Source organism: Syntrophaceticus schinkii (assembly GCF_000946815.1).
Classification (GTDB): Bacteria; Bacillota; DSM-12270; order Thermacetogeniales; family Thermacetogeniaceae; genus Syntrophaceticus; species Syntrophaceticus schinkii.
Genome location: NZ_CDRZ01000013.1, coordinates 1 through 23,289, shown reverse-complemented (window position 1 = coordinate 23,289; position 23,289 = coordinate 1). Strand labels below are relative to the sequence as shown.

The following is a 23,289-nucleotide window of genomic DNA, read 5'->3' as shown; positions in this document are numbered from 1 at the left end:
CTTCCAAACTTTGCACCTGCAAAGCAAAGCCTAATACAGAAAGTGTTACCCAGATAGTTACACCCGGTTCTATCTCTTGGATCTTTTCTTTCATCTTTTGCCCATTTTGTACAGCCCTCAGGCAGGAATACCTTGTTGATGTATCGAAGAAAATCTTTGAGCCACCGTTTCGACATCGGTGGTAACACCTCCTGGAAATGATGATTTGATCGTTGTTGCTTCCAGGAGGTTTTTGTCATTAGTTATGTTTTTTCCTGCCTGTTTGGTTTAAAAAATGCGAATTAATAAAATTTTGCTTTTATACTGCGTTGCTTGCACCGCAAGAACTTAGGCGATCACCTGCGGAGTTTCTGACAATATGTTAACAAACTGTTTATAAGATGTTGCCTTATTTAATATAGCAAAGATTACCGGGGTGTACAAGCCAGAGAATCTGCAGGAATCACTTGCTTGACATAGTAAAGCAGTTGTCTATAATTAATAAAGAAGTGTGAGGAAATAATAGCCTGAATCGATTGCAGAAAGGGTTGAAAAAAATGAAGAGAACCTACCAACCGAAGAAAAGAAAAAAGAAAAAGAGTACACGGTTTTATGAAAAGAATGAGAAAAAAAGCCGGACGCCGAGTGATCAAGAGGCGCCGCGCGAGAGGCCGCAAGAAATTATCAGCCTGATGGGTGTGAATGTATCGTTTGTTAGCAGAAGAGAACCGCCTCCGGAAAAACAGAGATTTTAATGTTGTCTATAAAGAAGGAAAGGTATATTCTTCACGTTTTTTTTGTTATACGCTGTTTAAAAAGAAAAACCCCCGGAAGTACGAGAATCGGTATTGCACCCTCTAGGAAAATCAACAAAGCTGTACAGAGAAATAAAATTAAGAGAAGGGTAAGGGAGATGTTCAGCCAGCAAAAATGCCATATTAAGGAGGGCATGGATCTGGTTATCAACATCAAAGCTGAGGCACTCACAGCAAGTTTCAACGATTTAAAGAAGGACTTTGAGTATCTTTTGCAGAAAAGTCGTTTAAGTTCACAATAATCTGTTATAAAGTGTAAACCGGGGAATAATGATGATCAAGAAATCAATAATTTTTATGATCAGGATTTATCAAAAAGTTTGGTCTTCATGGCACATGCCAGTTTGCAGATTTTATCCATCCTGTTCGGAATATGCTATACAGGCACTGGAAAAGTATGGTATCTTCCACGCTATCATATTGATTTTATATCGCCTTGCCAGGTGCCACCCATTCTGTCCTGGTGGTTATGACCCGGTGCCATGAAAAATGGTGTAATTAATAAACTTTCAGGAGGTGACACCTGCCCGGCAGTAGATGGCGTGGCGGGAACAATTTGTGGCAAAATGTTGTAAATGGACTTAGTCTTATCATCCAATACTTTTACTTGGCAACAGAATCATTGGGAATACCGAGCTATGGATTAGCGATTATCTTTTTTACAATTGCAGTAAAATTGCTGCTCTTCCCACTTACAAGGATGCAGATGAGGTCTATGAGTGCGATGCAGGAACTGCAGCCGAAGATCAAAGCAATCCAAGAAAAATATAAGGATAAGCCTGAAAAATCCCAGCAAGAGATGATGAAGCTGTACAAAGAAAAGGGAGCGAACCCCTTTGCCGGATGCCTTCCCCTCCTAATACAGATGCCTATTATTTTTGCTTTGTTTACTTCACTGCGGACATTTTTTGACCCGGTAAATCATCCATCATTTGTAAATCTCGCTAAAGCTAATTTTTTGTGGGTACCGAATTTAGGACAACCGGATCCGATTGTTTTACCACTGCTTACTGTTTTAGCAACTTTTGGGCAGCAGTATATGTCAAGCATGGCTTCAGCTGGGAAGATCGATCAGACCCAAAGAACCATGCTCATCGTTATGCCACTCTTCGTAGGATGGATTGCCCGCACACTGCCGGCCGGATTGACATTATACTGGGTCATGTTCAGCCTGGTTAGCGCTGTAGAGATGGTAGTGATCAGGAGGACAGCAAAGACTGCGAAGGGAGCAGGATCAAAAGCATGAAATCCATTGTAGTTGATGGCAGCAGTGTAGAGGAAGCCGTCCAAAATGCCTTAAAGAAGCTTGGCGTGACTCGGGAACAGGTAGAAGTTAATGTACTGGAAGAGGGATCAAGGGGATTATTCGGATTAATCGGAGGAAAACAAGCAAGTGTAAGTGTTACTTTGAAAGTAACACCTGAACAGTTGATTAAAGATTTTTTAGATGAAGTGATCGAGGCCATGGGGCTGGAAACAGAATACACTGTTTTCTTAGATGATGGGTATTGGTATGTTGATTTCACAGGGAAAGATGTCAGATTTATCATCGGCAGGCGCGGAAAAACCCTTAATTCACTGCAGATGTTGACGAATATGGCAGTCAACAGGAAGCTCGAAGAAAGAGCAAGGATTATTATCGATGCCGAGGGGTATCGAAGCAGGAGGGAGCAGTCACTGCGGCGCTTAGCCCAGAAGACCGCGGAACGGGTGCGCAGAACCAAAGCCAATGTGATGCTTGAACCGATGACGCCACAGGAGAGGCGCATCATTCATCTGGAGCTGCAAAATAATGAATGGGTATCAACGACGAGTCGCGGAGATGATCCCTACCGCAAAGTAGTGATCTGCTACAAATCAAGAGGAGCATAACTCAGATACACTGGAGATTAATCATAGATACGCAGACAAGAAGGGGGAAACTGATCCCCCTTCTTTTAATGGATCACGGGAGATCAGGGGGAAGGTTCTCCTGATCTATTTTTATAACTGTATCGCAACTGGATCAGAGGGGACAGTTCTCTTAATACGGTATGGATTGTGGGATGGGGGATGACAGGTACAGTACTCACTCACTTTTGACCGTTGAACCGGTGATTTTGGAGTTGTTAAACAAGCTGACAGTGCTTGTCAGTCAAGGATTATCTCTGAAGAAAGGGACGGGTTTTATTGGGGTCACATGGATTATTATAAAAGATGAAGATTGGATATGGTGGTGCTGAGATGCCGCTATCTGTGGGTGGAAAAAGGGGTTTTGTGTTATGAGAGAAAAGGATCTGATTGCAGCACTGGGGACAGCACTTGGAGAGGCTGCCATCAGCATGATACGCTTGAGCGGTGAGGGTGCTGTGGAGTTGGTGGCCTCCATTTTTAAACCACGCAACAAGGACTTAGATCTTTTAAAGGTGGCCTCACACACTGTAACTCTGGGATATATCTGTGATGATCAGGGCGATATTATCGATGAAGTCCTTGTCTGTGTGATGAGGGCGCCGCGCACCTATACCAGAGAGGATGTTGTGGAAATATTTTGCCACGGAGGGATTCTTCCTGTGCGGAGTGTGATGGATCTGGTATTGCAAAAGGGGGCGCGCATTGCTGAACCAGGAGAGTTTACCAAGTGCGCCTTTTTAAATGGGAGGATCGATCTTGCCCAGGCGGAGGCGGTGCTGGATCTGATCAGGGCGCGCAGCAGTAAAGGAGCTGAGCTCGCCTGTAATCAACTGACAGGTAAAATATCTGCGGGAATCGGTAAGCTGAGGGAAGAGTTGAAAAGAGTCCTGGCACAGATAGAAGCGGAAATAGATTTCCCTGAGGATGTGGATCCTCTGCCCAAAGAGGAGCGTTTGCGGAGGATAGCTGTATTACAGGAGAGGGTTGATCTATTACTGAAGGGTGCCACTTTGGGACGCATCTATCGGGAGGGGCTGCAAACTGTTTTGGTGGGTAAGCCCAATGTGGGAAAATCCACACTGTTGAATATGCTGCTGGGAGAGGAAAGGGCACTGGTGACCGATATTCCTGGAACCACCAGAGATCTCATTGAAGAGATGCTGGTGCTGGAGGGCATACCCTTGAGAATTGTAGATACAGCTGGAATTAGAGAGAGCATGGGACTGGTGGAATCCCTGGGGATTGAAAGAGCGAAAGACGCCCTGGAGCAGGCGGATCTGGTTTTGGCACTTTTTGATGTGACCACAGGGATCACAGATGACGATCTTGTGGTTCTCCATCTGCTACATGGCAAAAAAGGTGTTGTCTTATTAAATAAAGCTGACCTCCCGCAAAAGCAGATCGATCCTCAAACCATGATGGAGCATGTGGGAGATCAATTCCCGGTCATTGAGATTTCGTCAAAACTGGGGTGGGGACAAAAGGAACTGGCTGATGCTATATTAAATGTAATCGGTGCAGGACATATTGCCGGTGAAACAGTGCTTTTGACCAGAAAAAGGCATCAGGTTGCCCTGGAGAAAGTGAAAGACCGACTTGTTTCAGCACAGATTGCCATCAACGGGAATCTTCCTTTGGAGTTTATTGCCGTAGATATCTGGGATGCCTGGTCGGCATTAGGAGAGATTATCGGGGAAACACTCCCTGATGAGATAATAAGCTCCATTTTCAGTGAGTTCTGTGTCGGCAAGTAGTAGTGGTTGGTAAATGAGATGTGGGAAGTGAGAAGGACCGACCAAGGGGACGGTTCCCATGGCTGGTAATCCGGCCAAGGGGACGGTTCCCATGGCTGGTAATTGAGAAGTGAGATGTGGGATGTGGGATGTGGGAAGTGGGAAGTGGGAAGTGGGAAGTGGGAAGTGGGAAGTGGGAAGTGGGAAGTGGGAATAGAGGTCGTAAATGTGCTTAATGTGCGGGGGAAGATGTAGGGAACGCCCCCTGTGGCGTTACGTGAGAAAATTACAACGACATCAGACTTCTGTTCTCCGGCTTCTGATTTTTAGGTCGGAGTGTTGGTAAATAAACTGAAAGTGTATCCATGCATCTAAAGATGTATAAGGGTGGTCGAATATGGGGTCGGGAATGGATCTATTGATCAAAGGAGCACAGCAGATAGGTATTCACCTGGGGGAAGTGGAACAGGAGAAGTTCAGGTTATACGCGGAGTTAATAGAGGACTGGAGCAAAAAGATTAATTTGGTCAGTTATCAAAGTGAGGAGGAACTCTACAGGTCGCACTTTCTTGATTCGCTGTTCTGTGGCAGTGGATATGAATTTCAAAAGGCAGAGAAAGTGATCGATTTGGGGAGTGGGGCTGGGTTTCCGGCGATCCCCCTGAAAATATGTTTTCCGAACCTGCAGTTCTGGTTGGTTGAGTCACGGAATAAGAGATGTGGTTTTTTGCAGAGGGTTATAGAAGAGCTGAATTTAGATGATTGTTTTGTTGTCTGGGATAGGATAGAGAAGATTGCTCATCAAAAGGAGTACAGGGGAACCATCGACTGTGCGGTCGCCAGGGCAGTAGCACCCTTGAGTGTGCTGCTGGAGCTAGGATTGCCATTTCTTAGGAGAAAAGGTGTGTTGATAGCTCTCAAGGGACATGCTGTGATTGAAGAAATAAAAACTGCCGGCCGTGCATTAGAAATATTGGGCGGTGCTGTGGATCAGGTGATTCCCTACTATTTTCCAGGAGAGAAGGGAAGAAATGTGGTTGTGGTCTACAAAAGAGAGGGAAACTCCCCTCGTCAGGTTTCCCAGGAAGCCGGGTACTCCAGCAAAAAAACCATTATGAGTGTTGAAGGTGCCGTCTTTTCCGGAATCTGATTTCATGGATCCGACCTCTATTTTCAGGGCAGGAAGATCACGGTGATGATTATCGTAATTTTTTTTTGATTCCTCAGCGCAGAGCGGCAGTAATTGTTGTGCACTCATCATCCAGGACAAGAAGAAGGAGAAACGCATCAAAAAAAAGCTGATAGAGGACTGTAGTGATCTTGCTAAGAGAGAATTCTATTGTGAAGCTGATGCAAGAAAGGCACTAGAGTATTTCTTAGCAAAGCAGGATACATCACTCTTTGAGTTAAATACCGAGGTCAAAGAGGAATAGGTAATCAAGCGCCGCGTATTAAGTAATTTTGACACTGCGTATTAGTAATCTTATGATAGTAACTTGTTTAGAAAAGAAGTGGTAAAAATGAGCGTAAAAATAATAAAGGCAAGCACAAAAGATTCAGAAATTATAAGCAAATTACATGCTTTGAGTTGGAAAACAGCTTATAAAGGAATAGTGCCCCAAGAATATTTAGATGAACTCAAATATGATTTTTGGGTAGATGCTTTTCAAAATTGGATAAGTAATAACATTTTAACTGTACAACTTCTATATAGAAATGAAACACCAGCAGGTTGCATTGCTTATGGAAAAGCAAGGGATGAAAATTATTTAGGATGGGTAGAAATTGTTTCGATTTACATACATCCAGATTATTGGAGAAGAGGTTATGGACACAAATTGTTAGAGACAGCCATATTGGATATGAAAAAAAGGGGATATCAAAATTGTTATTTATGGGTTTTAAGAGAGAATCATAGCGCACAAAAATTTTATGAGAAACATGGTTTTTATTACAATGATGAAGAATGTATATTCGAAATTAATAATCAACCGCTAACAGATATACGCTATGTGCTTACATTATAAACTTTTATATTCATCATGTATGGATGTTAATTCGGCAGGAGGAATATAGCCTGTTGTTGAATAGAAAAAGTGGGCATAAATAAATGGGAGTGTTCCACGTGGAACAAAACGCCAAAAACATTGATAACAAAGGTTCAGATTGCTTATCAATGTTTTGAAAGGCCGGGATCAACTTTTCATTGGGTGTGGCTGAGTTCGTGGAGTTCTCGATTTGACCCGGGCAGTGACTTTCTCTCCCGGGTAATATTTTTATAGAGGGGAAATATTCTGGCAGGAGGTTAATGATTTGCTGTGGAATAGAAAAAAGAAGATAAAACCAAAAATAACAAAAGGAATGTTCCACGTGGAACAAATGCCAAAAACCAGTGAAAAAAAAAGATGTCCGGCCGGCTTCGTTAATGAAGCGCACAATTTGCATAGCTAACCAGAAGGGCGGAGTGGCCAAGACAACTACCGCAATTAACCTGAGTGCCTGCCTGGCGGTATCCGGGAGAAGGGTTTTGCTTGTGGACACCGATCCCCAGGGTAATGCCACAAGCGGCCTGGGTGTTGATCGCGATAAACTGGAGGCCTCTGTCTATGATCTGCTTCTTGGTGAAGTAGAAACAGAACAAGTAATCATTAAAAGCCTGATGGAGAACCTGGATCTGATCCCTGCCAATATCAGCCTGGCTGGAGCTGAAATAGAGATGGTCGGCATGGACAACCGCGAGTGCAGGCTGCGTGAAGCCCTTAAAACTATCAAAAACAACTATGACTATATTTTTATTGATTGCCCTCCATCCCTGGGACTGCTTACCATTAATGCTCTCACTGCGGCGGACCGCGTTTTGATACCCATTCAATGTGAGTATTATGCCCTGGAAGGGGTGGGGCAGTTGCTGCAAACCATCAATTTGGTGCAGCGACGCCTTAATCCCAAACTGGAACTGGAGGGGGTGCTCCTGACCATGTTTGATGCTCGCACAAATCTGGCAATTCAGGTAGTAGATGAGGTAAAAGGATATTTTGGTAATAAGGTGTTCAGCACTATTATCCCTCGCAATGTACGGCTCAGTGAAGCACCCAGCCATGGAAAACCTGTTATCGACTATGACCCCAGGTCAAAGGGTGCCATTCTTTATCAGGAATTAGCACAGGAAGTGATTGAACATGAGTACGAAGAAGAATAAAGGATTGGGGCGAGGACTGCGGGCCTTAATTCCCACAGAACCTGAAGGTGCAGAAGAAGGTGTGGAAATCGTCGATCTCCCCCTGGACAAGATTAAGCCCGGCGCCTTCCAGGCGCGGCAACAATTTGATCAGGAAGCACTGGAAGAACTGTCAGCTTCAATCAAAGCGCACGGTATTATGCAGCCTGTTGTTGTGCGCCCGGCAGAGGATGATTCCTATGAGTTGATTATCGGGGAGCGTCGCTGGCGAGCCAGCCAAATGGCAGAATTGGAGACGATCCCTTGTGTGATCCGCGAAGTGGATGACCGCGTTTCCAGTGAGATGATGCTGGTTGAAAACATTCAGCGCGAGGACCTCAATCCTATGGAAGAGGCCTATGCCTACCGGCGTTTAAAAGATGAATTTCAGCTGACACAGGAGGAAATAGCCTTGCGTGTTGGCAAAAGCAGGCCTTCCATCGCTAACAGCCTCCGGCTTTTGCAGCTGCCTGAACAGATTCAGGACATGCTGACACAGGGGAAGCTGAGTGTGGGACATGGGAAGGTACTGCTGGGGGTTCCTGACCGCCAGCAGCGATTAAGTTTAGCTTTGGAGATTGCTGAAAAAGATCTCACAGTCAGGGAAGCAGAAAAAGCTGCCATGCGCATGCTTAAACAGAAAAAGGTGCAGCCAAGAAAAAAAAGAGCAGGATTATGAAATGGCCGATACAGAGGATCGCTTGCGCCGCCTGCTGGGGACCAAAGTGAAAATCAAAAAAGGGCGGCGTGGAGGTAAAATCGAGATTGGCTTTTATAGCAGTGAGGAGCTGGATCGCCTGCTGGAGCTGCTGTTTTATTGCAAGGGTAGTTAGGCAGGGCAGTATGCTTATGTGGCTGTAAGGGGCAGGGGGAATGAAATGCAATGCCGGTTGTTACAGTGAAAATGGCCAAGGGACGCAGCCTTGAAGTGAAAAGAAGGCTTGTGGCTGAACTCACGAAGGTGATTGCAGATGTTCTGGATGTAAAACCAGAGTGGGTGACTGTTTTATTGGAGGAGTATGACCGTGAAAACTGGGCATCAGGCGGTAACCTGCATATTGATCAATTTGGAGAAGGATATGGCAGAAGGGGTTCATAAACAAAAATAACCTGATTACATGTGGCATCATGTAAGTAAGAGGCCTCCCTTTAAATCCTTCCACCCCTTGGGTTGGGAGGATTTTTGCGCTGGAGTTGCTGTTTAATATTAAAATTAGTTCGGCAAAGATTGGAAGTTGGGTCTGTGATGAGTCTGCCATCTGCCGGTTCCTCAATGTTCAGCTTTGACCACTGTTTACACCCTCTGTTGGTGTCGCCTGGGTGTTTCAAGAGACCTAACCGTGGCCTGGAGATGTGAGACAGGAATCTGTTAAGGGCGCTGAGTGTCGATTTTGCAGGCTTTCATTACAGCCTGATAGACATCTTTGATGGCCACTCCCTTATCCTTGGCTGCCTGAGCGCAGTCTTCATATTCCGGTGCCATGTTGTAAATCACCTTTTCTCCTGCCTGGTTGTAGCCATAACCCACCTTGAGCCTAATTTTACCGTGAACTGTGTTTACCTCCTGTATCTCATGGTGAAGCTTGATTCTGCCCGCCCTGTGCCAGCGCACTCCCAGTGTTGTCGTCTCCTGAAAGATAATATTGACCAGAGAATACACCTGAGTCTGAGGGGAGAGTGCGGTGATGACGGTGCCGGGCCTCCCCTTTTTCATGATTGCAGGAGTGAAGAGAACATCCAGTGCTCCGGCCTCCTCCAGCCGGGAGCGGAGATAAGGGAGAAATTCAGGATTGGTGTCATCAACCTGGGTCTCCAGCACCACAGTCTGATCCTCATCAAATAGGGTATCGTCAGCCTCACCTAGCCAGGCCCGCAGGATGTTAGGCCAGCTAAAATCCTGACTGCCTGCACCATAGCCTACTCTCATCCAGCGTGCGGGAGGTGGTGGCCCAAAGGATGAAGCCAGTGTTGTGACCAAAGCGGCTCCTGTTGGGGTGATCAGTTCCCCTTCAAAAGGGATTCCGTAAGTGGGCTTTCCCTGCAAAAGCTCCATGGTTGCCGGTGCCGGTGTAGGGATTATGCCATGGGCTGTCTTGATCGCTCCGCGTCCTAGCGGCAGTGGGGACGAAAACACCTGGTCTATTTCCAGATAGGAAATACCGGCAAAAGTTCCCGCCAGGTCTACCAGGGTATCGAGGCCACCCACCTCATGGAAGTGTACTTCTTCAATAGCTGTGCCGTGTACTGAGGCCTCTGCAGTGGCCAGCCTGTGCAAGCAAGTGTCAACTTGTGACCTGATGGGAGCAGGCAACCTCCCGGCCTCCAGCACCGCCATTAACTGCTTCAGGGTTCTTGAGCAGGGCTGGGGCTCCTTCTCCCTTACAGTAATGGATGTGGCACGCAAGGAATTTTTTTTGACACTGTGTATTTCCAGAGTCACCGGCAGCTGCAGCTGCTCGATTACTTTTTTGAGAACATCTGCCGGAACCCCCAGGTCAAGCAGAGCGGAAAGGCACATATCCCCGCTGATTCCGGAAAAGCAGTCAAGGTAAAGAGTTTTCATTTTATTTGCGCCATGCGTATATCTCAGGATATGATCCCCAGGGGGGAAATGGCGCTCCTCCTTTCGTATCTTCTTTCGCATCTTAATAAACCTGGCTTTTTAGCCACTTTTTGATCCCTGAAGTGCTGGCAGTGAACCGTTATCACATTCAGCTTTCAATAAAACGTGAAATGGTAAAGCGCTCTGAGCAAGGCCCCGATACCTTTATCCAAGTTCCATGGAAACCATTCATTCCAAGTCCTGCAGCCGGCCAATGCAGGGACACCTTTATCAAATTTTAAAGAAACTTATTAAACAGCAGAGGAGTGGCTCGTGGGATATCAGGGCATCCTTATCATAGTCCCATTGAAAGCGGCAGCACCCTGTTTTGACTCCCCGCATATGGCAAAAGCGATAGTATATCAGGGCTGTTCCTGTTGATTACTGTCACTGTGGGAACCGCTCTTTGTGATCAGATGGGCGAGCACAGCTGCTCCGAAGCCATTATCGATGTTTACTACCCCGATCCCTGGTGCACAACTGTTGAGCATGGTCAGGAGTGCTGCCAGACCGCCGAAACCGGCACCATATCCTGTGCTGGTGGGAACAGCAATCACAGGTTTATCAGTGAGGCCTGCCACTACCCCGGGGAGTGCTCCTTCCATCCCGGCGATAACGACCAAAACCTGGCACCTGTCCAGTTCCTCCAGGTGTGGGAAAAGGCGATGCAGCCCTGCAACACCCACATCATAGATTCTGATTATTTCATTTCCCAGCAGTTCCGCGGTCAGAGCGGCCTCTTCAGCCACCGGAAGATCACTGGTTCCGGCTGTCAGTACAGCGACCCGGCCCCAGCACGGTTTTGCTGCTCTGGGATTGAGGTATAGGATTTTTGCGTCCTGGCGATAGCATGCTTCAGGGAACTGAGATCTGATCAGAGCGGCTGCATCCGGTGAAATCCGAGTAGCCAGGACGCGGCCGCTGTGTTCTGCCAATTCCTGGAAGGAGGCCAGCGCCTGCTGTGGGGTTTTCCCCTGGCAAAAAATAACCTCAGGGAATCCGCGGCGCAAATCTCTGTGGTGGTCGATCTTTGCTGATCCAATATCTGCATAGGGAAGGTGTTTTAGGGTTTTCGTGGCTTGCTCAACACTCACTTTACCCTCCTGTACATCTTGTAGTAAATTAGTAAGCTCTTCTCTATTCACGAGATCTCTCTCCTATCTCTTTATTGGGTTTTTTACACTTCCCATTTCCCTATAGTATAGTAAATTAAACAGTGTGTATTCTGCTGTCTGAGTATCATCCCGAGTTCGGTGGCTGTGTCGGCATTCCATCTAAGAACCGCCGCTGTTGACTTTCTGCCACAGGCACACAGGAGTGAAAGACCACCTGCATCTACATCATTTTACCAGATAAATCGGGGCCGGGCTTGCTTTATTGTCTTAAGATTAGCTGGGGTTCATCTTTTTTCAGACTTCCGACCCCTGGCTTCTATTCCAACCTCCCACTTCCCACTTCCCACATCTCATTTTTCAGGCAGCATAACAATCTTTTTTCCCAACCACCAACCGGCGGGGATTGCTTCGAACAGCTGATCAGTTCCTGCGTGTACCTGACATAATGAATAATTCAAGCCCGATGCGGTGGCTATTTGCTATAATGAACTAGCAGCAGAAAAATATTCCGAAAGGGGATTTTTTTAGTGGCACCCCAGGATGTAAAAACCGGGAAGTCGGACAACATAAACCGTAAGAATACACTGCCTGATCTTGACGGAAAAACATGGCTTCGCTATTCGATCAGTGTATGGGATGATCTTGCTAAAAATACAGAGGAGCGCAGCATCAAACACCCGGCCATGTTCCCTGCGGCTCTTACCGACCGCCTGGTCGAGGTATTCTACCGCAGACAGAAGGGGATGGTTCTTGACCCCTTCCTGGGGAGCGGCAGCACTCTCTGTTCCGCTTATCGCTTTGGCATCCCCTCTGTGGGGTTTGAGATCGCCCCTGAATTTCTTGAGCTGGCAAAAAAGCGCCTTGACCAAATCCCGGGTGACAGGTCAGCCTACCCGAGACTTATAGCGGGAGATGCCCGTTCAATGGAGGAGTATCTGCCACCTGAAAGTGCAGGGCTCTGTATTACCTCACCCCCGTACTGGGATATCCTGCGTCAGCGCAGGAGCGCAGATGGTAAACCCCTCCGCTACTATGGTGAAGATGCCGCAGATCTTGGCAATATTGAGGACTACCAGGAGTTCCTGGATTCTCTGTCAGCTGTTTTCAGGCAGGTATACAGCTGCCTTTTTCCTGGTGCATACTGTGTTGTTATTGTTATGGATATCAGAAAAGGGCCGCGCTTTTTCCCACTGCACATGGATCTTACAGCAGTGATGCAGCATCTGGGGTTTTTCCTGGATGACATTATTATCTGGGATAGAAGACAAGAGTACAACAACCTGCGCCCCCTTGGTTACCCTTATGTTTTCCGCGTAAATAAGATCCATGAATTTATCATGATCTACCAGAAGCCGAAAAAGGAATAGAAGCCCACCGACCGTCTGGTCGGGAAGGTGGTCGGAAAGGCAAGAGCTGTGTCTGCAGTCAGATAGAAAGCCACAGCCTATTCGCTGACCGTCTGGTCAGGCGGGCATTAAGCAGGCTTTTTGGATATTTTGGTATCTTTAAGAGGAAATAAAAAAGTTATGTTGAATTTATGTCTATGTTGAATTAATTATTGTAGCCTCAAAAAAACAAAGAAGAGGTATCTCAATCCAATGGATCTGACTGTGATGTTCCAGGAAAACCAAGAGCTTTTGATTGTACTCGGAGTACTGGTGTTTCTGTGTCTGGTGTTTTTATTGTTGAGTATACGCCTTTTTCTTGTGGAGCGTCGCTTCAAGCGCTTGATGAAAGGATCCAGCGGCGAGAATCTGGAAGCTATTCTGCAGGAAGCGGTGGACTCCAATCAGGCTGTGGAAAGGCATCTGACAGAACTGCATGACCTCTGTGAAAAACTACAGGGAGCAACAGCAGAGTCTCTTAGGAATGTAGGGCTTTTCAGGTTCAACGCCTTTCCGGATATGGGCGGTGATCTGAGTTTTGCCCTGGCACTGCTTACCCCACAGGGAAATGGGGTTGTCCTCTGCAGTCTGGTGGGGCGGGATGAGTGCCGCATTTATGCTAAAAACGTGGTGAGGGGAAAATCTTCTTATCTCTTAAGTGACGAGGAACAGATCGCTATCAAAAAGGCACTCAATCAAAAGATTTAACTGCAGACTGGATGATGTTCCCTCACTGTGGAACAAAAGATGATCGGTTTTTTGATATTTTGATGTCTGCCAAAAGCTTTATTGAATATGCAAAAATGGGTATAGTGGACAAACAATACTCCTCTTACGAAGAGGTAATAATTTTCCAGAGGCAGCGTTTTTCTATACGGAAGGAACAGAGGACATGCCCAAGGTTATATACCGGCGAGTGAAACGCTTATTGTCTCGCCCCTTAACCCTTCTGGTGGTTCCCCCGAAGGGAGCAAAAACAAAAACTGTCAGTATGCCTTTCTGGTTAGCTGTTTGCAGCTGCTTGACCATCCTTGTCTTTATAACGGGCTGTACCTGGAGCTACTATTCTGCCTGGAGGGCGCGCTCTGATCAAGAGGAACTGGCCAAACTGCGCCAGGTAAATCAGCAGCATCAGGAGGAATTGGTTTCTCTCCGGCAGGAGGCTGTAGAAGCTAAATCCTATTTGGAAGAAGTGCGAGATCTCGACCAGAGGGTCAGGGAGAAGGTCGGGATAGAAATAGAAGAGAAAGGCAGCAGCAGTTACAGCAGCAGGGCAAGCGGCACTTCCACCCGAACACCCCGTCTTTTTTGGAAATCTGATTCCAAGGAAGAATCTTTGACTTCCCATGAGGTATCCCGGAGCATATCAGAGGTATGCCGTGAGTCTGTTGAAGTATGCCAGACACTACAGACCCTGGAAAGCGATGTGGATGCACATTATGCCTACCTGGCTTCTCTGCCTGATCACTGGCCTGCCAATGGAAGAATAACATCACACTTTGGCAACCGCAAATCACCCTTTGGAGGAGGGCGTATCGAGTTTCACGATGGGCTCGATCTCGCTGCCGATTATGGAGCACCGATCACCGCAGCAGGGGATGGAGTTGTCACCTTTACAGGTTACCGTTCCGGCTATGGCCGCACTGTGGTCATCTCTCACCGACTTAGCGGTTACAGGACATCTTACTGTCATTTAAGCAAGAGTTTGGTGAAGCAAGGGGAGCGGGTTAGCAAGGGCCAGAAAATTGCCCTGGCCGGCAGTACCGGCCGGAGCACAGGGCCTCATCTGCATTTTATGGTGGAAAAGCACGGTGTTCTGGTGGATCCATTGAGTGTCCTGAAATAAATGACACTGGGAGCAAAGGAGGGCAAGGAGTGGCCTTACTGAAAAGAGATGTCAGAAGCGAAAAAACAGGGTCCATTGTGGGAAGTGATGCCACGTGGGAGGGGACCATAGAGACAAGCAGCTCCCTTCGCATCGATGGTAGAATGAAGGGCTCTGTGAAAGCGGGGGGTGACATTGTCATCGGAGAAAACGCCCTGGTGGAGGGTGATCTCCAGGGCAATAGTATCCTTATCGCCGGCTTTGTGCAGGGAGAGATAAAAGCGGTAGAGAAATTAGAGCTTACCTCAAAAGGAAAACTCTACGGGAATTTTCAGGCTGAAAAACTGCTGGTAGAGGAGGGAGCAATCCTGCGCGGGGAATGCCGCATGGATTTGGAAGGCCTATCCACAGAAGCCCCTGTTGCCCCTGTGAAAGCTGAAGCCAAAAACGAAACCAAAACCGGCAAATAACCAATTTTCTCCGATTACCGACTTTCGACCTCCGGCTTCGGACAACTATTCCCACTTCCCACTTCCCACATCTCATCTGCCAGGTCTTTATTGTTTACGTCCCCCTGATCTCCCCCTGATCTGACTGCGCATAAAGCCAGGATAAATGCGAAACAATAACAAAAACTCTAAGGGGGAGAACAATGGCTTTTATCGCAGTTGAAGAGGGGCTGGGCAATGTGCAGAGAGCGCTGGAAAAAGCTGGCCACCAGGTTGTCGGGCTGGATGCGGGGAATCTGAAGCGTGCCCGTGTGGTCATCGTCAGCGGTGTGGACAGCAATATGCTGCAGCAGCAGGATATCGGTACCACAGCCCCGGTGATCAATGCCGCCGGACAAAGTGCACAAGAAATCGTAGAAGAGGTGAGGGAGCGCCTGAGTTAGTTTTCTCTGGGGTTCTCCTCATTCGGGTCTGGCTGTGTGTGGCTTCGGTTTGTTTTAGCAGATTTTCAGCAGACAGCCGGATCCTCTTTCCACTCACTTCCCATCAGGATAACTTTTATATTAGTAATCCTTTCTTGCCAGCATAGATCCAGTTATCAGGGCTTGGGCGATGCAGTCAGCCATTTTCATCACCTGGCTGAGGCGTGTATTCTGTAGAACCAGGTATTCCAAGTAGCCTCCGATATTGACGACTCCGGAAAAGAAGATTTCTCCCACAGAAGGCAGCACCTTGTTTACACCGGTTCCCGGCTGGAGAGATCCCCTTCCCATATTTACGGAACCCACGTTTTGGAGTTGACCAAGGCAGGCATCTACGGCAATAATAAGTGGATAAGGGATGTTGTCCCTTATTTCCTGGACCTTCTCCTCAAGGTTAACTGCATGTACGGGCTGATCGAGGGTTCCGTAAACAGGAAGCAGATCCGGTGCCAGCTCCTTGATGCGTGTGCCGACCAGGGGACCCAAACTGTCACCTGTAGAACGGTCAGTGCCTACAGCCAGGAGCACCGGCTGGCGCCTGCCATGGGGGTTCAATTCTCTCAGCAGTGCTGCCAGCATCTCTGCGAGGTCCTGTACAGCATGTCGATCATCGATGAACACACGGAGTTCCTGTCGGATGGGGGTTACAGGAGCTGTATTTATATTAATAAATTTTTGGCTGAACAAGATGCCTTCTCCTCCCAAAATGCCTTTCTTTAAGTAATATGGAGAAATGAGCTGTCTTATGCTATTTAGGTGGCAAAAAAGGGTAAACTGGTTCTAAATATATATATCCCATTGAGAGGAATTTTAAACTAGGAATGTGGAATAAAGTGAGTGGAGGGAGTTCCTTGTGGAAAAAGAAAAACTGCTGCGACAGCTGCCCGCTGTTCATGAATTGTTGAACTGTTGTGAGCCTGTAGACTGTCCCCCGCAGCTGCTGACCGAGGCTGCACGGGAGGTGTTGTCCTATTGGCGGACAGGCATTTTGAAGGATGGGCTGATGCCGCCGGATCTGGGTTCCCTGGCTGCTGAAGTGACTGCCTGGTAGAAAAAAGGATGAAGACAAGTTTGCGTCCGGTGATCAATGCCTCCGGTGTTGTCCTGCATACTAATTTAGGGCGGGCTCCTTTGAGTGATGCTGCCATCAAGGCTGTAACCAATGTTGCGCGAGGATACTGCAACCTGGAGATGGACCTGGACAGCGGAGAGCGCGGTGAGCGCTACAGCCATGTAGAAAAACTCCTCTGTGAGCTAACCGGTGCTGAGGCGGCACTTGTGGTCAACAACAATGCCGGTGCAGTACTCCTTGCTCTCCATGCCCTGGCCCGGGAGAAAGAGGTTGTTGTGGCACGGGGTGAACTAGTAGAGATCGGCGGGTCCTTTCGCATCCCGGAGGTTATGGCCCAAAGTGGTGCTGTTCTCCGAGAGGTAGGCACCACCAACCGCACCTATCCCCGGGACTATGAGCGAGCCGTGGGCACTGATACCGCTCTGTTTCTCAAGGTGCACCCCAGCAACTTTCGGGTGGTCGGTTTCACCAGAGAGGTGATGCGGAGAGAACTGGTGGAGGTTGGCCGGAGGCACCAGATTCCTGTGATGGAGGACCTGGGCAGTGGTGTGTTTGTTGACCTGCAGCAGTATGGCATAGATCCCGAACCCACAGTCCAGGAGACACTGGCTGCCGGAATTGATATAGTTACTGTCAGTGGGGACAAGCTGCTGGGGGGACCCCAGGCCGGAATCATCCTGGGTCGAGCCGAGATGGTACAGCTATTAAAGGAGGACCCGCTGCTGCGGGCGTTGAGGATAGATAAAATGACACTGGCTGCCTTGGAGGCTACCCTGAGGGCCTACCTGCAGGAAGATGTGCAAAAAAAAAGTCCCTGTTCTGCGCATGCTTTCCATAACTGCAGCAGAGCTGGAGAAAAAGGCTGTGGAATTGAAGGATCTGCTGACAGGCACACTCAAAAACTGTAATATTCTGCTTAAACCGGGGGTTTCGCGGGCAGGTGGGGGGTCACTCCCCCTGGCAGAACTGCCGACAACCCTGGTTGCCATCTATCCAAAAGAGATCAGCCCAGTCAACCTGGCAGAGAGGCTACGCCAGGGGGATCCCCCGGTTGTGGTGCGCCTGCAGGATGAAGGGGTGCTCATCGACCCCCGCACACTGTTACCGGGTGATGAAGAAGTCCTGGCCAAGGCTCTGCAGTTAGTGGTTAGTAAATGAGAAGTGGGAAGTGAGAGGTAGGAAGTGGGAATAGATGTGTGTGCAAGGGGGACACAAGGGGGACAGTCCCCAGTGCACGTTTATGTCTCTCAGACCTCCGACTTCCAGTCTCCGGTTTCTGGTTTTCAGGTTGGTGGTTAGTTAATGAGATGTGGGAAGCGGGAGGTTGGAAGTGGGAATAGCTGTCGTACGTATGCGGGGGGATGTAGGGAACGCCCCCTGTGGCGTTCCGGAGGGTGACAAGACCCCCGTCCCTTTGTCACTATGACCCCGAGAAAGGTGATTTTAGTGGATTCATTTATCATTGTTGGAACGGCAGGACATGTGGATCATGGGAAAACTGAGCTGGTCAAAGCTTTGACCGGTATTGATACGGACCGCTTAAAGGAGGAAAAGGAGAGGGGAATCTCCATTGAGCTGGGATTTGCACCTCTGCGCTTCAGCGGAGGTGTTACCGCGGGGATTGTGGATGTGCCCGGGCATGAGCGCTTTGTCAAAAACATGCTGGCCGGCGCGGGAGGCATTGACCTGGTCATCTTTGTGGTTGCCGCAGATGAAGGTGTGATGCCTCAGACGAAGGAACACCTGGATATTCTTGAGCTGCTGCATATCCAAAAAGCGGTTGTTGCGCTTACCAAGGCTGACCTGGTGGATGAGGAGTGGCTGATGATGGTAGAGGAAGATGTTCAGGAACTGCTGGCTCCCACCAGATTCTCCACAGCCCCCATCATCCCCACTTCTGTGATTACCGGAGAGGGCCTGGACGAGCTGCGGGAAGTTTTAGAAGAAATGGCCCTGGATGTTGACCCGAAGCCTCGGGCCGGGGAGGCACGGCTGCCTGTGGACAGGGTCTTCACTATAACAGGATTTGGAACTGTTGTTACAGGGACACTGTTCAGCGGACATCTCCTCACCGGTGATACACTGGAGATCCAGCCTTCAGGACTAAAGGGCCGGGTGCGCTCACTCCAGGTACACGGCCATAAAGTAGAGGAAGCCCTGGCTGGGCAAAGGGTAGCTGTTAACCTGACCGGTATTGATTTAGACAAAGTCGCTCGCGGTGATGTGCTTGTTACACCCGGGTCCTTTCCTGTGGTGAGGCGCCTTACAGCATCTTTGCACCTGCTGAAGAGGGCACCTCGCTATTTAAAAAACTGGCAGCGTGTCCGCTTTCACCTGGGTACAAAAGAGGCCCTGGGCAGGGTGCGGCTCCTGGACCGCGATGAGCTTCACCCCGGCAGCACCGCACCTGTGCAATTTGAACTGGAAGAGCCTATTGTGGCCACAGTTCATGACCGTTTTGTGATCAGGCACTACTCCCCGGTTACCACCATCGGTGGGGGAGAGATTATTGAGGTTGGGGGAAGGCGTCACAGGCGTTTCCGTGATGAGGTACTCGACGGCCTGGAACGCAAGCTCACAGGCACCCCAACCACCAGAGTTGCCGAAGAGCTGCGTTCCGCAAAAATGCCGGTTGCTTTGACAGAACTGGCGGGCAAGACAGGCTTCAGTGAGGATGAAATGCGCCAGATCCTAAAGGAATTAGAGGAATCCGGGGAGCTCAAAGTGATCCTTGCTTCTGACAAAGATCTGTTTGTTGCCCCGACCCGCTTACAGGAAGAGTGGACACAACAGGTTAAGGAAGCAATGGAAAAATATCATCGGGAGTTTCCCCTGCGCGGCGGCTATCCCAAAGAGGAACTGCGCACCCGCCTCTGGAAGTCTCTGACACCGCGCCTTTACCAGGCACTTCTGGATAGATGGGCAGAACAGGGAGAGATTGTAATCGATGGGCAGAACTTGGCGCTTCCAGGGTATCAGATCAGTCTCACAGAGGAGCAGCAGGATCACGTCCAGGAAATGCGTCGAAAAATGGCAGCACAGCCCTTTTCTCCACCAGGAGCAGGGGAAGTTCAGGAACTGCTGGGAAACAACCTTGACCTGCTGCAGTACTGCATCCAACAGGGGATACTGGTCAAGGTGGGTGAGGAGTTATATTTTTTACAAGAGGCAGTGAACCAGGCCTGGGAGATCTTAGAGAAACACCTGCAGGAGCACGGAGAGGTGACCATAGGCCAGGCCAGGGACATCCTGGGCACATCAAGGCGCTTCTGCCTTCCCTTACTGGAGCACTTTGACCGCCAGAGGAAAACCCGTCGGTTGGTGATAAGCGGGTGCTTTTGTCTGGTTCAGGAAAAAGACCCACATAAAGACCCACATAAAGAAGGGTTTTTTGAAAGTTTGACGAATAAACCTTGAATAACATTTTTGATGTACCATACTGGGTGCTGAAGCGGTAGTTATCAATAAGAGAGGGGGTTTGAGCAGAGGGGGGTCGTGGTGTATTTCTTCGCTTCTAAGAATCGATGAGTTGCACCAGAACTGTTGGGTGACTGGGGATAGCCCGATGATTATACTCACATCAGCTGGCATATCCCGAGAAGTCCCTGTTTCTAAATGCAAGCGTAGTTGGTGGGAGAAAGCCCCAAATGGCTGCCGGATAAAAAGCAGGTAAATATTTGATTTGTCAAGCGGTATGGAAGGTTGTATCTTAAAGCAAGAGAGAATCAAGAGAGAACAGGAACTGGAAGGGGATGTTATGTTATGAAGTTTAGGGGTAAAATGAGCAAGTCTGTTGCCCTCTTGACCGCTTTGATCTTTGTTTTAGGGGTTTTTGCGGCGGGTTGTGGCGAATCAAAAGACACAATAAAAATAGGGGTCAACTACGAACTGTCAGGCCCGGTGGCTACCTATGGAACAAGCTGTAAAAACGGTATTATGCTTGCCTTTGACGAAATCAACAAAGAAGGTGGTGTTCTGGGCAAACAGATAGAGGGCCTGGTACAGGATAATAAATCCCAGAACAGGGAAGCACGCAATGTTGCGGAAAAGCTGGTTTCCAAGGGTGTTGTGGCTATAATCGGCCCTGCTACTACCGGTAATGTTCAGGCAGAAGAACCATTTCTGACAAAGAGTAAGATACCGCTCCTTGCTACTGCGGCCACTGCTCCTGAGGTCACCTATGATGAGAAGACCAAAAAGGTGCGGGATTATGTTTTTCGTGTCTGTATCATTGACCCGGACCAGTCTCAGGTTATGTCCAACTATATCAGCGACGAACTGCAGCTGAAAAACGGAGCCATCATGGTGGACAAAAACAATGATTACAGTGTAGGGCTGGGCAAGACTTTCAAGGAGTTCTTCACAGATAAGGGTGGCAAGATAGTTGCTGAAGAGGGTTTTGTGGACACAGACACAGTGTTTAAACCGCAGCTGACCAGTATCGCCGCCAAGAAACCCGATTTTATTTACATACCTGCCTACTACAACCAGGTGGGAATGATCATCAAGCAGGCCCGTGAACTGGGTATCGATCTTCCGATTATGGGTGCGGATGGCTGGGACTCCCCGGAATTAGTGAGTCTTGCAGGTGCAGATAACCTTGCTAAGTGCTACTTTACCAACCATTACTCTGTTGAAGACCCATCTGAGCGCATTCAGAATTTTGTCAAGGCCTACGAAAAGAAGCACGGTACTGCACCTGATGCTTTTGCAGCTTTAGGCTATGATGCCGGGTATCTGATGGTTGAGGCGATCAAACAGGCCGGAGAGGCCAATCCGCAGAAGATCAAGGATGCTATGGCAAATATCAAGGATTTTGAAGGTGTTACCGGAAAACTGTCCTTTGATGAAAAACACAATCCGATTAAAGAGGTTTCCATCATCGAGATGATGGACGGCAAACAGAAGCTAATCAAGAAGATGCAACCTGTGCATTAAAGAGCACAACTTGCAGGTAGAAAAGGGAGGGCAGATGCCCTTCCCTTTTTCCTGCTTTGAGATGCAGAACATGGAGGTGAGCTGATGCAGGACCTGCTGCAGCAATTGCTCAACGGATTATCCCAGGGAAGTATTTATGCCCTGATCGCAGTTGGGTATACGATGATCTACGGTATTATCCAATTGATCAACTTTGCTCATGGAGATGTGATTATGGTGGGGGCGTATGTTGCCCTTGGTGCCGCCCTGATGGGTTTCGGGTTTATACCCTGCCTGGTTATAGCAATGCTTACCTGCGCTATTCTGGGGGTGGTGATCGAGCGTGTAGCCTACCGCCGGGTACGGCCTGTGAGCAGGCTGGCTGCCCTGACGAGTGCCATCGGTGTTTCTCTTTTTCTGGAGTATATTATGATGTATTTTCTGGGAGCAGATATCAGGTCCTTCCCTCCTGAAATCCTCGCTGAGCGCACATATACTTTGGGAGGAGTGATCATCACTAATAAGGATCTGCTGGTCCTGGGAACCACACTGGTACTGGTGATTGTTTTACAGTTCATCATCTACAGAACCAGGACTGGGAAAGCGATGCGTGCAGTATCCTTTGACGGGCAGGCGGCACAGTTAATGGGAGTCAATGTCAATTACACTGTTGCCATTACATTTTTTATTGGTTCGGCGATGGCCGCAGCCGCCGGAATGCTGTACGGTATTTGTTTTAATGTTCAACCATTAATGGGCCTGATGCCCGGATTGAAGGCATTTATTGCCGCGGTTCTCGGTGGTATCGGCAGTGTCCCGGGTGCTATGCTGGGAGGAATCCTGCTGGGAATGACCGAAGCATTGGGTCGCCGCCTTCGGCGGTTCCATGTACCGGGATGCGGTTGCCTTTATCATTCTGATCCTTATCCTTTTGATCCGGCCTACTGGACTGCTTGGTAAAGGCATTCAAGAGAAAGTGTAGGTGGAGATGATGCAGAAAAAACATTTATCAGTCATCATAATATGTCTGGTACTGGGTGCGTTTTTTGCCATTGTTCAAGTAGGGATCAGCGGGGGTATGATCTCAGGATACTGGACAACAAACCTTTTTCTGATGGGGATCAATATTATTTTGGCTGCCAGCTTGAACCTAATTAACGGCTTCACAGGGGAGTTTTCCCTGGGGCATGCGGGTTTTATGGCTGTTGGGGCTTATGCCGGCGGGTGTGATCACGACGAACCTCGGGCTTCCCTTTCCTCTGGCCATTGTTGTTGGTATGCTGGCAGCTGCAGTAGCAGGGGTGATAGTCGGTCTGCCTACCTTAAGGCTGAGAGGAGATTATCTGGCTATTGCAACTTTAGGCTTTGGAGAGATCGTTCGTGTGGTATTGATGAATATCGATTATGTGGGAGGGGCGTCCGGACTGAAGGGTATTCCGGATGTTGTTAACTGGCCGATCATTTTCTTTAGTGTGGTACTCTCCCTTTTGCTGATTGAGAGAATTTCATAATTCAAAAATCAAAGTTTAAACAAAAATTAACAACTGGACCACCGCTTTTGATTAACAAATAACGGCAGCGCATGGAGCATTACTGGTAAATAATAGCTACTAGTTACAAAAAGGCAGACACCACCCCCTTGGTAATTAAAGTGCTTTCTTGATTAGAATTAAGCTGCTTTTTGTTCTCTTTCAGCTGTATTGACGGCTGTTACTGTAGCTATCAGCGCTATTGCACAAAGGTAGGCGTGAGTTTCTACCTTTTTAGTACCCTGAACTGTAATGCTTTCTAAACCTAGATGCTTC

Annotated in this window: 24 protein-coding genes and 3 pseudogenes; 24 read left to right on the top strand and 3 right to left on the bottom strand. The window is 48.3% G+C overall.

What is annotated here, in order from left to right:
• Positions 1-536 precede the first annotated feature (536 nt).
• The 13 genes and pseudogenes from rpmH to SSCH_RS01210 all read left to right on the top strand — a co-directional run bounded on the left by rpmH (position 537) and on the right by SSCH_RS01210 (position 8,736).
• Positions 537-672, top strand: a pseudogene (gene rpmH / locus SSCH_RS01260) (50S ribosomal protein L34).
• Positions 673-681: 9 nt separating this feature from the next.
• Positions 682-753: pseudogene (locus tag SSCH_RS21550) on the top strand (hypothetical protein); the annotation flags it as partial.
• A complete protein-coding gene (rnpA, locus tag SSCH_RS01255; protein WP_044663882.1) occupies positions 734-1,036 on the top strand; it encodes a ribonuclease P protein component in 303 nt (100 codons plus the stop codon). The pseudogene SSCH_RS21550 and the gene rnpA, both read left to right, overlap by 20 nt.
• Before the next feature lie 28 nt (positions 1,037-1,064).
• A complete protein-coding gene (gene yidD, locus SSCH_RS17155) occupies positions 1,065-1,280 on the top strand; it encodes a membrane protein insertion efficiency factor YidD (protein WP_198142061.1) in 216 nt (71 codons plus the stop codon).
• Between the two features lie 121 nt (positions 1,281-1,401).
• The gene (locus tag SSCH_RS01250) at positions 1,402-2,040 is read left to right on the top strand and encodes a YidC/Oxa1 family membrane protein insertase (RefSeq protein WP_232294137.1); all 639 of its coding nucleotides are present in this window, start codon (positions 1,402-1,404) and stop codon (positions 2,038-2,040) included.
• Positions 2,037-2,666, top strand: coding sequence for an RNA-binding cell elongation regulator Jag/EloR (gene jag, locus SSCH_RS01245; protein ID WP_044663880.1), 630 nt, complete (start codon positions 2,037-2,039; stop codon positions 2,664-2,666). The genes SSCH_RS01250 and jag overlap by 4 nt, the downstream gene beginning before the upstream one ends.
• A gap of 389 nt (positions 2,667-3,055) precedes the next feature.
• A complete protein-coding gene (mnmE, locus tag SSCH_RS01235; RefSeq protein WP_044663878.1) occupies positions 3,056-4,441 on the top strand; it encodes a tRNA uridine-5-carboxymethylaminomethyl(34) synthesis GTPase MnmE in 1,386 nt (461 codons plus the stop codon).
• Between the two features lie 388 nt (positions 4,442-4,829).
• A complete protein-coding gene (rsmG, locus tag SSCH_RS01230; RefSeq protein WP_198142060.1) occupies positions 4,830-5,570 on the top strand; it encodes a 16S rRNA (guanine(527)-N(7))-methyltransferase RsmG in 741 nt (246 codons plus the stop codon).
• A 346-nt stretch (positions 5,571-5,916) separates the two neighbouring features.
• Positions 5,917-6,447, top strand: coding sequence for a GNAT family N-acetyltransferase (locus SSCH_RS01225; protein WP_198142059.1), 531 nt, complete (start codon positions 5,917-5,919; stop codon positions 6,445-6,447).
• Between the two features lie 398 nt (positions 6,448-6,845).
• The gene (locus SSCH_RS01220) at positions 6,846-7,619 is read left to right on the top strand and encodes a ParA family protein (protein ID WP_044663876.1); all 774 of its coding nucleotides are present in this window, start codon (positions 6,846-6,848) and stop codon (positions 7,617-7,619) included.
• Positions 7,600-8,316, top strand: coding sequence for a ParB/RepB/Spo0J family partition protein (locus SSCH_RS01215; RefSeq protein WP_198142058.1), 717 nt, complete (start codon positions 7,600-7,602; stop codon positions 8,314-8,316). Before SSCH_RS01220 ends, SSCH_RS01215 begins: the two co-directional genes overlap by 20 nt.
• A 1-nt stretch (position 8,317) precedes the next feature.
• Positions 8,318-8,470 (top strand): hypothetical protein, encoded by a 153-nt coding sequence (locus SSCH_RS18620; protein ID WP_198142057.1) that lies wholly within the window; start codon positions 8,318-8,320, stop codon positions 8,468-8,470.
• A gap of 50 nt (positions 8,471-8,520) precedes the next feature.
• Positions 8,521-8,736, top strand: a complete 216-nt coding sequence (locus SSCH_RS01210) for a tautomerase family protein (RefSeq protein WP_044663875.1) — start codon at positions 8,521-8,523, stop codon at positions 8,734-8,736.
• Positions 8,737-9,006: 270 nt separating this feature from the next.
• Here the strand turns inward: SSCH_RS01210 and larC are convergent, their stop codons facing one another.
• Entirely contained in the window at positions 9,007-10,200 is a 1,194-nt protein-coding gene (larC, locus tag SSCH_RS01205) for a nickel pincer cofactor biosynthesis protein LarC (protein ID WP_044663874.1), read from the bottom strand.
• 401 nt (positions 10,201-10,601) lie between these two features.
• Complete coding sequence (larB, locus tag SSCH_RS01200; protein ID WP_044663873.1) at positions 10,602-11,384, bottom strand: nickel pincer cofactor biosynthesis protein LarB; 783 nt, start codon at positions 11,382-11,384, stop codon at positions 10,602-10,604.
• A 497-nt stretch (positions 11,385-11,881) separates the two neighbouring features.
• Here larB and SSCH_RS01195 point away from each other — a divergent pair, with 497 nt between their 5' ends.
• The 5 genes from SSCH_RS01195 to SSCH_RS01170 all read left to right on the top strand — a co-directional run bounded on the left by SSCH_RS01195 (position 11,882) and on the right by SSCH_RS01170 (position 15,456).
• Positions 11,882-12,721, top strand: coding sequence for a DNA methyltransferase (locus tag SSCH_RS01195; RefSeq protein WP_232294136.1), 840 nt, complete (start codon positions 11,882-11,884; stop codon positions 12,719-12,721).
• A gap of 231 nt (positions 12,722-12,952) precedes the next feature.
• Positions 12,953-13,447: a DUF4446 family protein gene (locus tag SSCH_RS01190; RefSeq protein WP_044663872.1), complete on the top strand. Its 495-nt coding sequence runs from the start codon at positions 12,953-12,955 to the stop codon at positions 13,445-13,447.
• 184 nt (positions 13,448-13,631) lie between these two features.
• Complete coding sequence (locus tag SSCH_RS15985) at positions 13,632-14,585, top strand: M23 family metallopeptidase (protein ID WP_084710825.1); 954 nt, start codon at positions 13,632-13,634, stop codon at positions 14,583-14,585.
• Positions 14,586-14,614: 29 nt separating this feature from the next.
• Positions 14,615-15,034: a bactofilin family protein gene (locus tag SSCH_RS01175; protein ID WP_052835175.1), complete on the top strand. Its 420-nt coding sequence runs from the start codon at positions 14,615-14,617 to the stop codon at positions 15,032-15,034.
• Positions 15,035-15,216: 182 nt separating this feature from the next.
• Positions 15,217-15,456: a YkuS family protein gene (locus SSCH_RS01170; protein ID WP_044663870.1), complete on the top strand. Its 240-nt coding sequence runs from the start codon at positions 15,217-15,219 to the stop codon at positions 15,454-15,456.
• 120 nt (positions 15,457-15,576) lie between these two features.
• On the opposite strand, the gene yyaC is transcribed toward SSCH_RS01170, so the two are convergent.
• Positions 15,577-16,182: a spore protease YyaC gene (yyaC, locus tag SSCH_RS01165; protein ID WP_232294135.1), complete on the bottom strand. Its 606-nt coding sequence runs from the start codon at positions 16,180-16,182 to the stop codon at positions 15,577-15,579.
• Positions 16,183-16,348: 166 nt separating this feature from the next.
• Here yyaC and SSCH_RS17945 point away from each other — a divergent pair, with 166 nt between their 5' ends.
• From SSCH_RS17945 to SSCH_RS19740, 6 genes and pseudogenes are all read left to right on the top strand, one after another.
• The gene (locus tag SSCH_RS17945) at positions 16,349-16,546 is read left to right on the top strand and encodes a hypothetical protein (RefSeq protein WP_044663869.1); all 198 of its coding nucleotides are present in this window, start codon (positions 16,349-16,351) and stop codon (positions 16,544-16,546) included.
• Positions 16,547-16,554: 8 nt separating this feature from the next.
• Positions 16,555-17,725, top strand: a pseudogene (gene selA, locus SSCH_RS01155) (L-seryl-tRNA(Sec) selenium transferase).
• 264 nt (positions 17,726-17,989) lie between these two features.
• Positions 17,990-19,984, top strand: coding sequence for a selenocysteine-specific translation elongation factor (gene selB, locus SSCH_RS01150; RefSeq protein WP_232294132.1), 1,995 nt, complete (start codon positions 17,990-17,992; stop codon positions 19,982-19,984).
• A 345-nt stretch (positions 19,985-20,329) separates the two neighbouring features.
• Positions 20,330-21,505: an ABC transporter substrate-binding protein gene (locus SSCH_RS01145; protein WP_044663868.1), complete on the top strand. Its 1,176-nt coding sequence runs from the start codon at positions 20,330-20,332 to the stop codon at positions 21,503-21,505.
• 84 nt (positions 21,506-21,589) lie between these two features.
• Complete coding sequence (locus tag SSCH_RS01140; protein ID WP_332306880.1) at positions 21,590-22,444, top strand: branched-chain amino acid ABC transporter permease; 855 nt, start codon at positions 21,590-21,592, stop codon at positions 22,442-22,444.
• Positions 22,445-22,671: 227 nt separating this feature from the next.
• Positions 22,672-22,995, top strand: coding sequence for an ABC transporter permease subunit (locus SSCH_RS19740; protein ID WP_052835174.1), 324 nt, complete (start codon positions 22,672-22,674; stop codon positions 22,993-22,995).
• The last annotated feature ends 294 nt before the right edge of the window (positions 22,996-23,289 follow it).

What these genes read in the sequence shown, in the direction of transcription:
- rnpA (WP_044663882.1), top strand. Translation starts at nt 734, where the DNA reads ATGTTGTCTATAAAGAAGGAAAGGTATATTCTTCACGTTTTTTTTGTT.
- yidD (WP_198142061.1), top strand. Translation starts at nt 1,065, where the DNA reads ATGATGATCAAGAAATCAATAATTTTTATGATCAGGATTTATCAAAAA.
- jag (WP_044663880.1), top strand. Translation starts at nt 2,037, where the DNA reads ATGAAATCCATTGTAGTTGATGGCAGCAGTGTAGAGGAAGCCGTCCAA.
- mnmE (WP_044663878.1), top strand. Translation starts at nt 3,056, where the DNA reads ATGAGAGAAAAGGATCTGATTGCAGCACTGGGGACAGCACTTGGAGAG.
- rsmG (WP_198142060.1), top strand. Translation starts at nt 4,830, where the DNA reads ATGGATCTATTGATCAAAGGAGCACAGCAGATAGGTATTCACCTGGGG.
- SSCH_RS01220 (WP_044663876.1), top strand. Translation starts at nt 6,846, where the DNA reads ATGAAGCGCACAATTTGCATAGCTAACCAGAAGGGCGGAGTGGCCAAG.
- SSCH_RS01215 (WP_198142058.1), top strand. Translation starts at nt 7,600, where the DNA reads ATGAGTACGAAGAAGAATAAAGGATTGGGGCGAGGACTGCGGGCCTTA.
- SSCH_RS18620 (WP_198142057.1), top strand. Translation starts at nt 8,318, where the DNA reads ATGGCCGATACAGAGGATCGCTTGCGCCGCCTGCTGGGGACCAAAGTG.
- SSCH_RS01210 (WP_044663875.1), top strand. Translation starts at nt 8,521, where the DNA reads ATGCCGGTTGTTACAGTGAAAATGGCCAAGGGACGCAGCCTTGAAGTG.
- larC (WP_044663874.1), bottom strand. Translation starts at nt 10,200, where the DNA reads ATGAAAACTCTTTACCTTGACTGCTTTTCCGGAATCAGCGGGGATATG.
- SSCH_RS01190 (WP_044663872.1), top strand. Translation starts at nt 12,953, where the DNA reads ATGGATCTGACTGTGATGTTCCAGGAAAACCAAGAGCTTTTGATTGTA.
- SSCH_RS15985 (WP_084710825.1), top strand. Translation starts at nt 13,632, where the DNA reads ATGCCCAAGGTTATATACCGGCGAGTGAAACGCTTATTGTCTCGCCCC.
- SSCH_RS01170 (WP_044663870.1), top strand. Translation starts at nt 15,217, where the DNA reads ATGGCTTTTATCGCAGTTGAAGAGGGGCTGGGCAATGTGCAGAGAGCG.
- selB (WP_232294132.1), top strand. Translation starts at nt 17,990, where the DNA reads ATGACCCCGAGAAAGGTGATTTTAGTGGATTCATTTATCATTGTTGGA.
- SSCH_RS01145 (WP_044663868.1), top strand. Translation starts at nt 20,330, where the DNA reads ATGAAGTTTAGGGGTAAAATGAGCAAGTCTGTTGCCCTCTTGACCGCT.
- SSCH_RS01140 (WP_332306880.1), top strand. Translation starts at nt 21,590, where the DNA reads ATGCAGGACCTGCTGCAGCAATTGCTCAACGGATTATCCCAGGGAAGT.
- SSCH_RS19740 (WP_052835174.1), top strand. Translation starts at nt 22,672, where the DNA reads ATGCGGGTTTTATGGCTGTTGGGGCTTATGCCGGCGGGTGTGATCACG.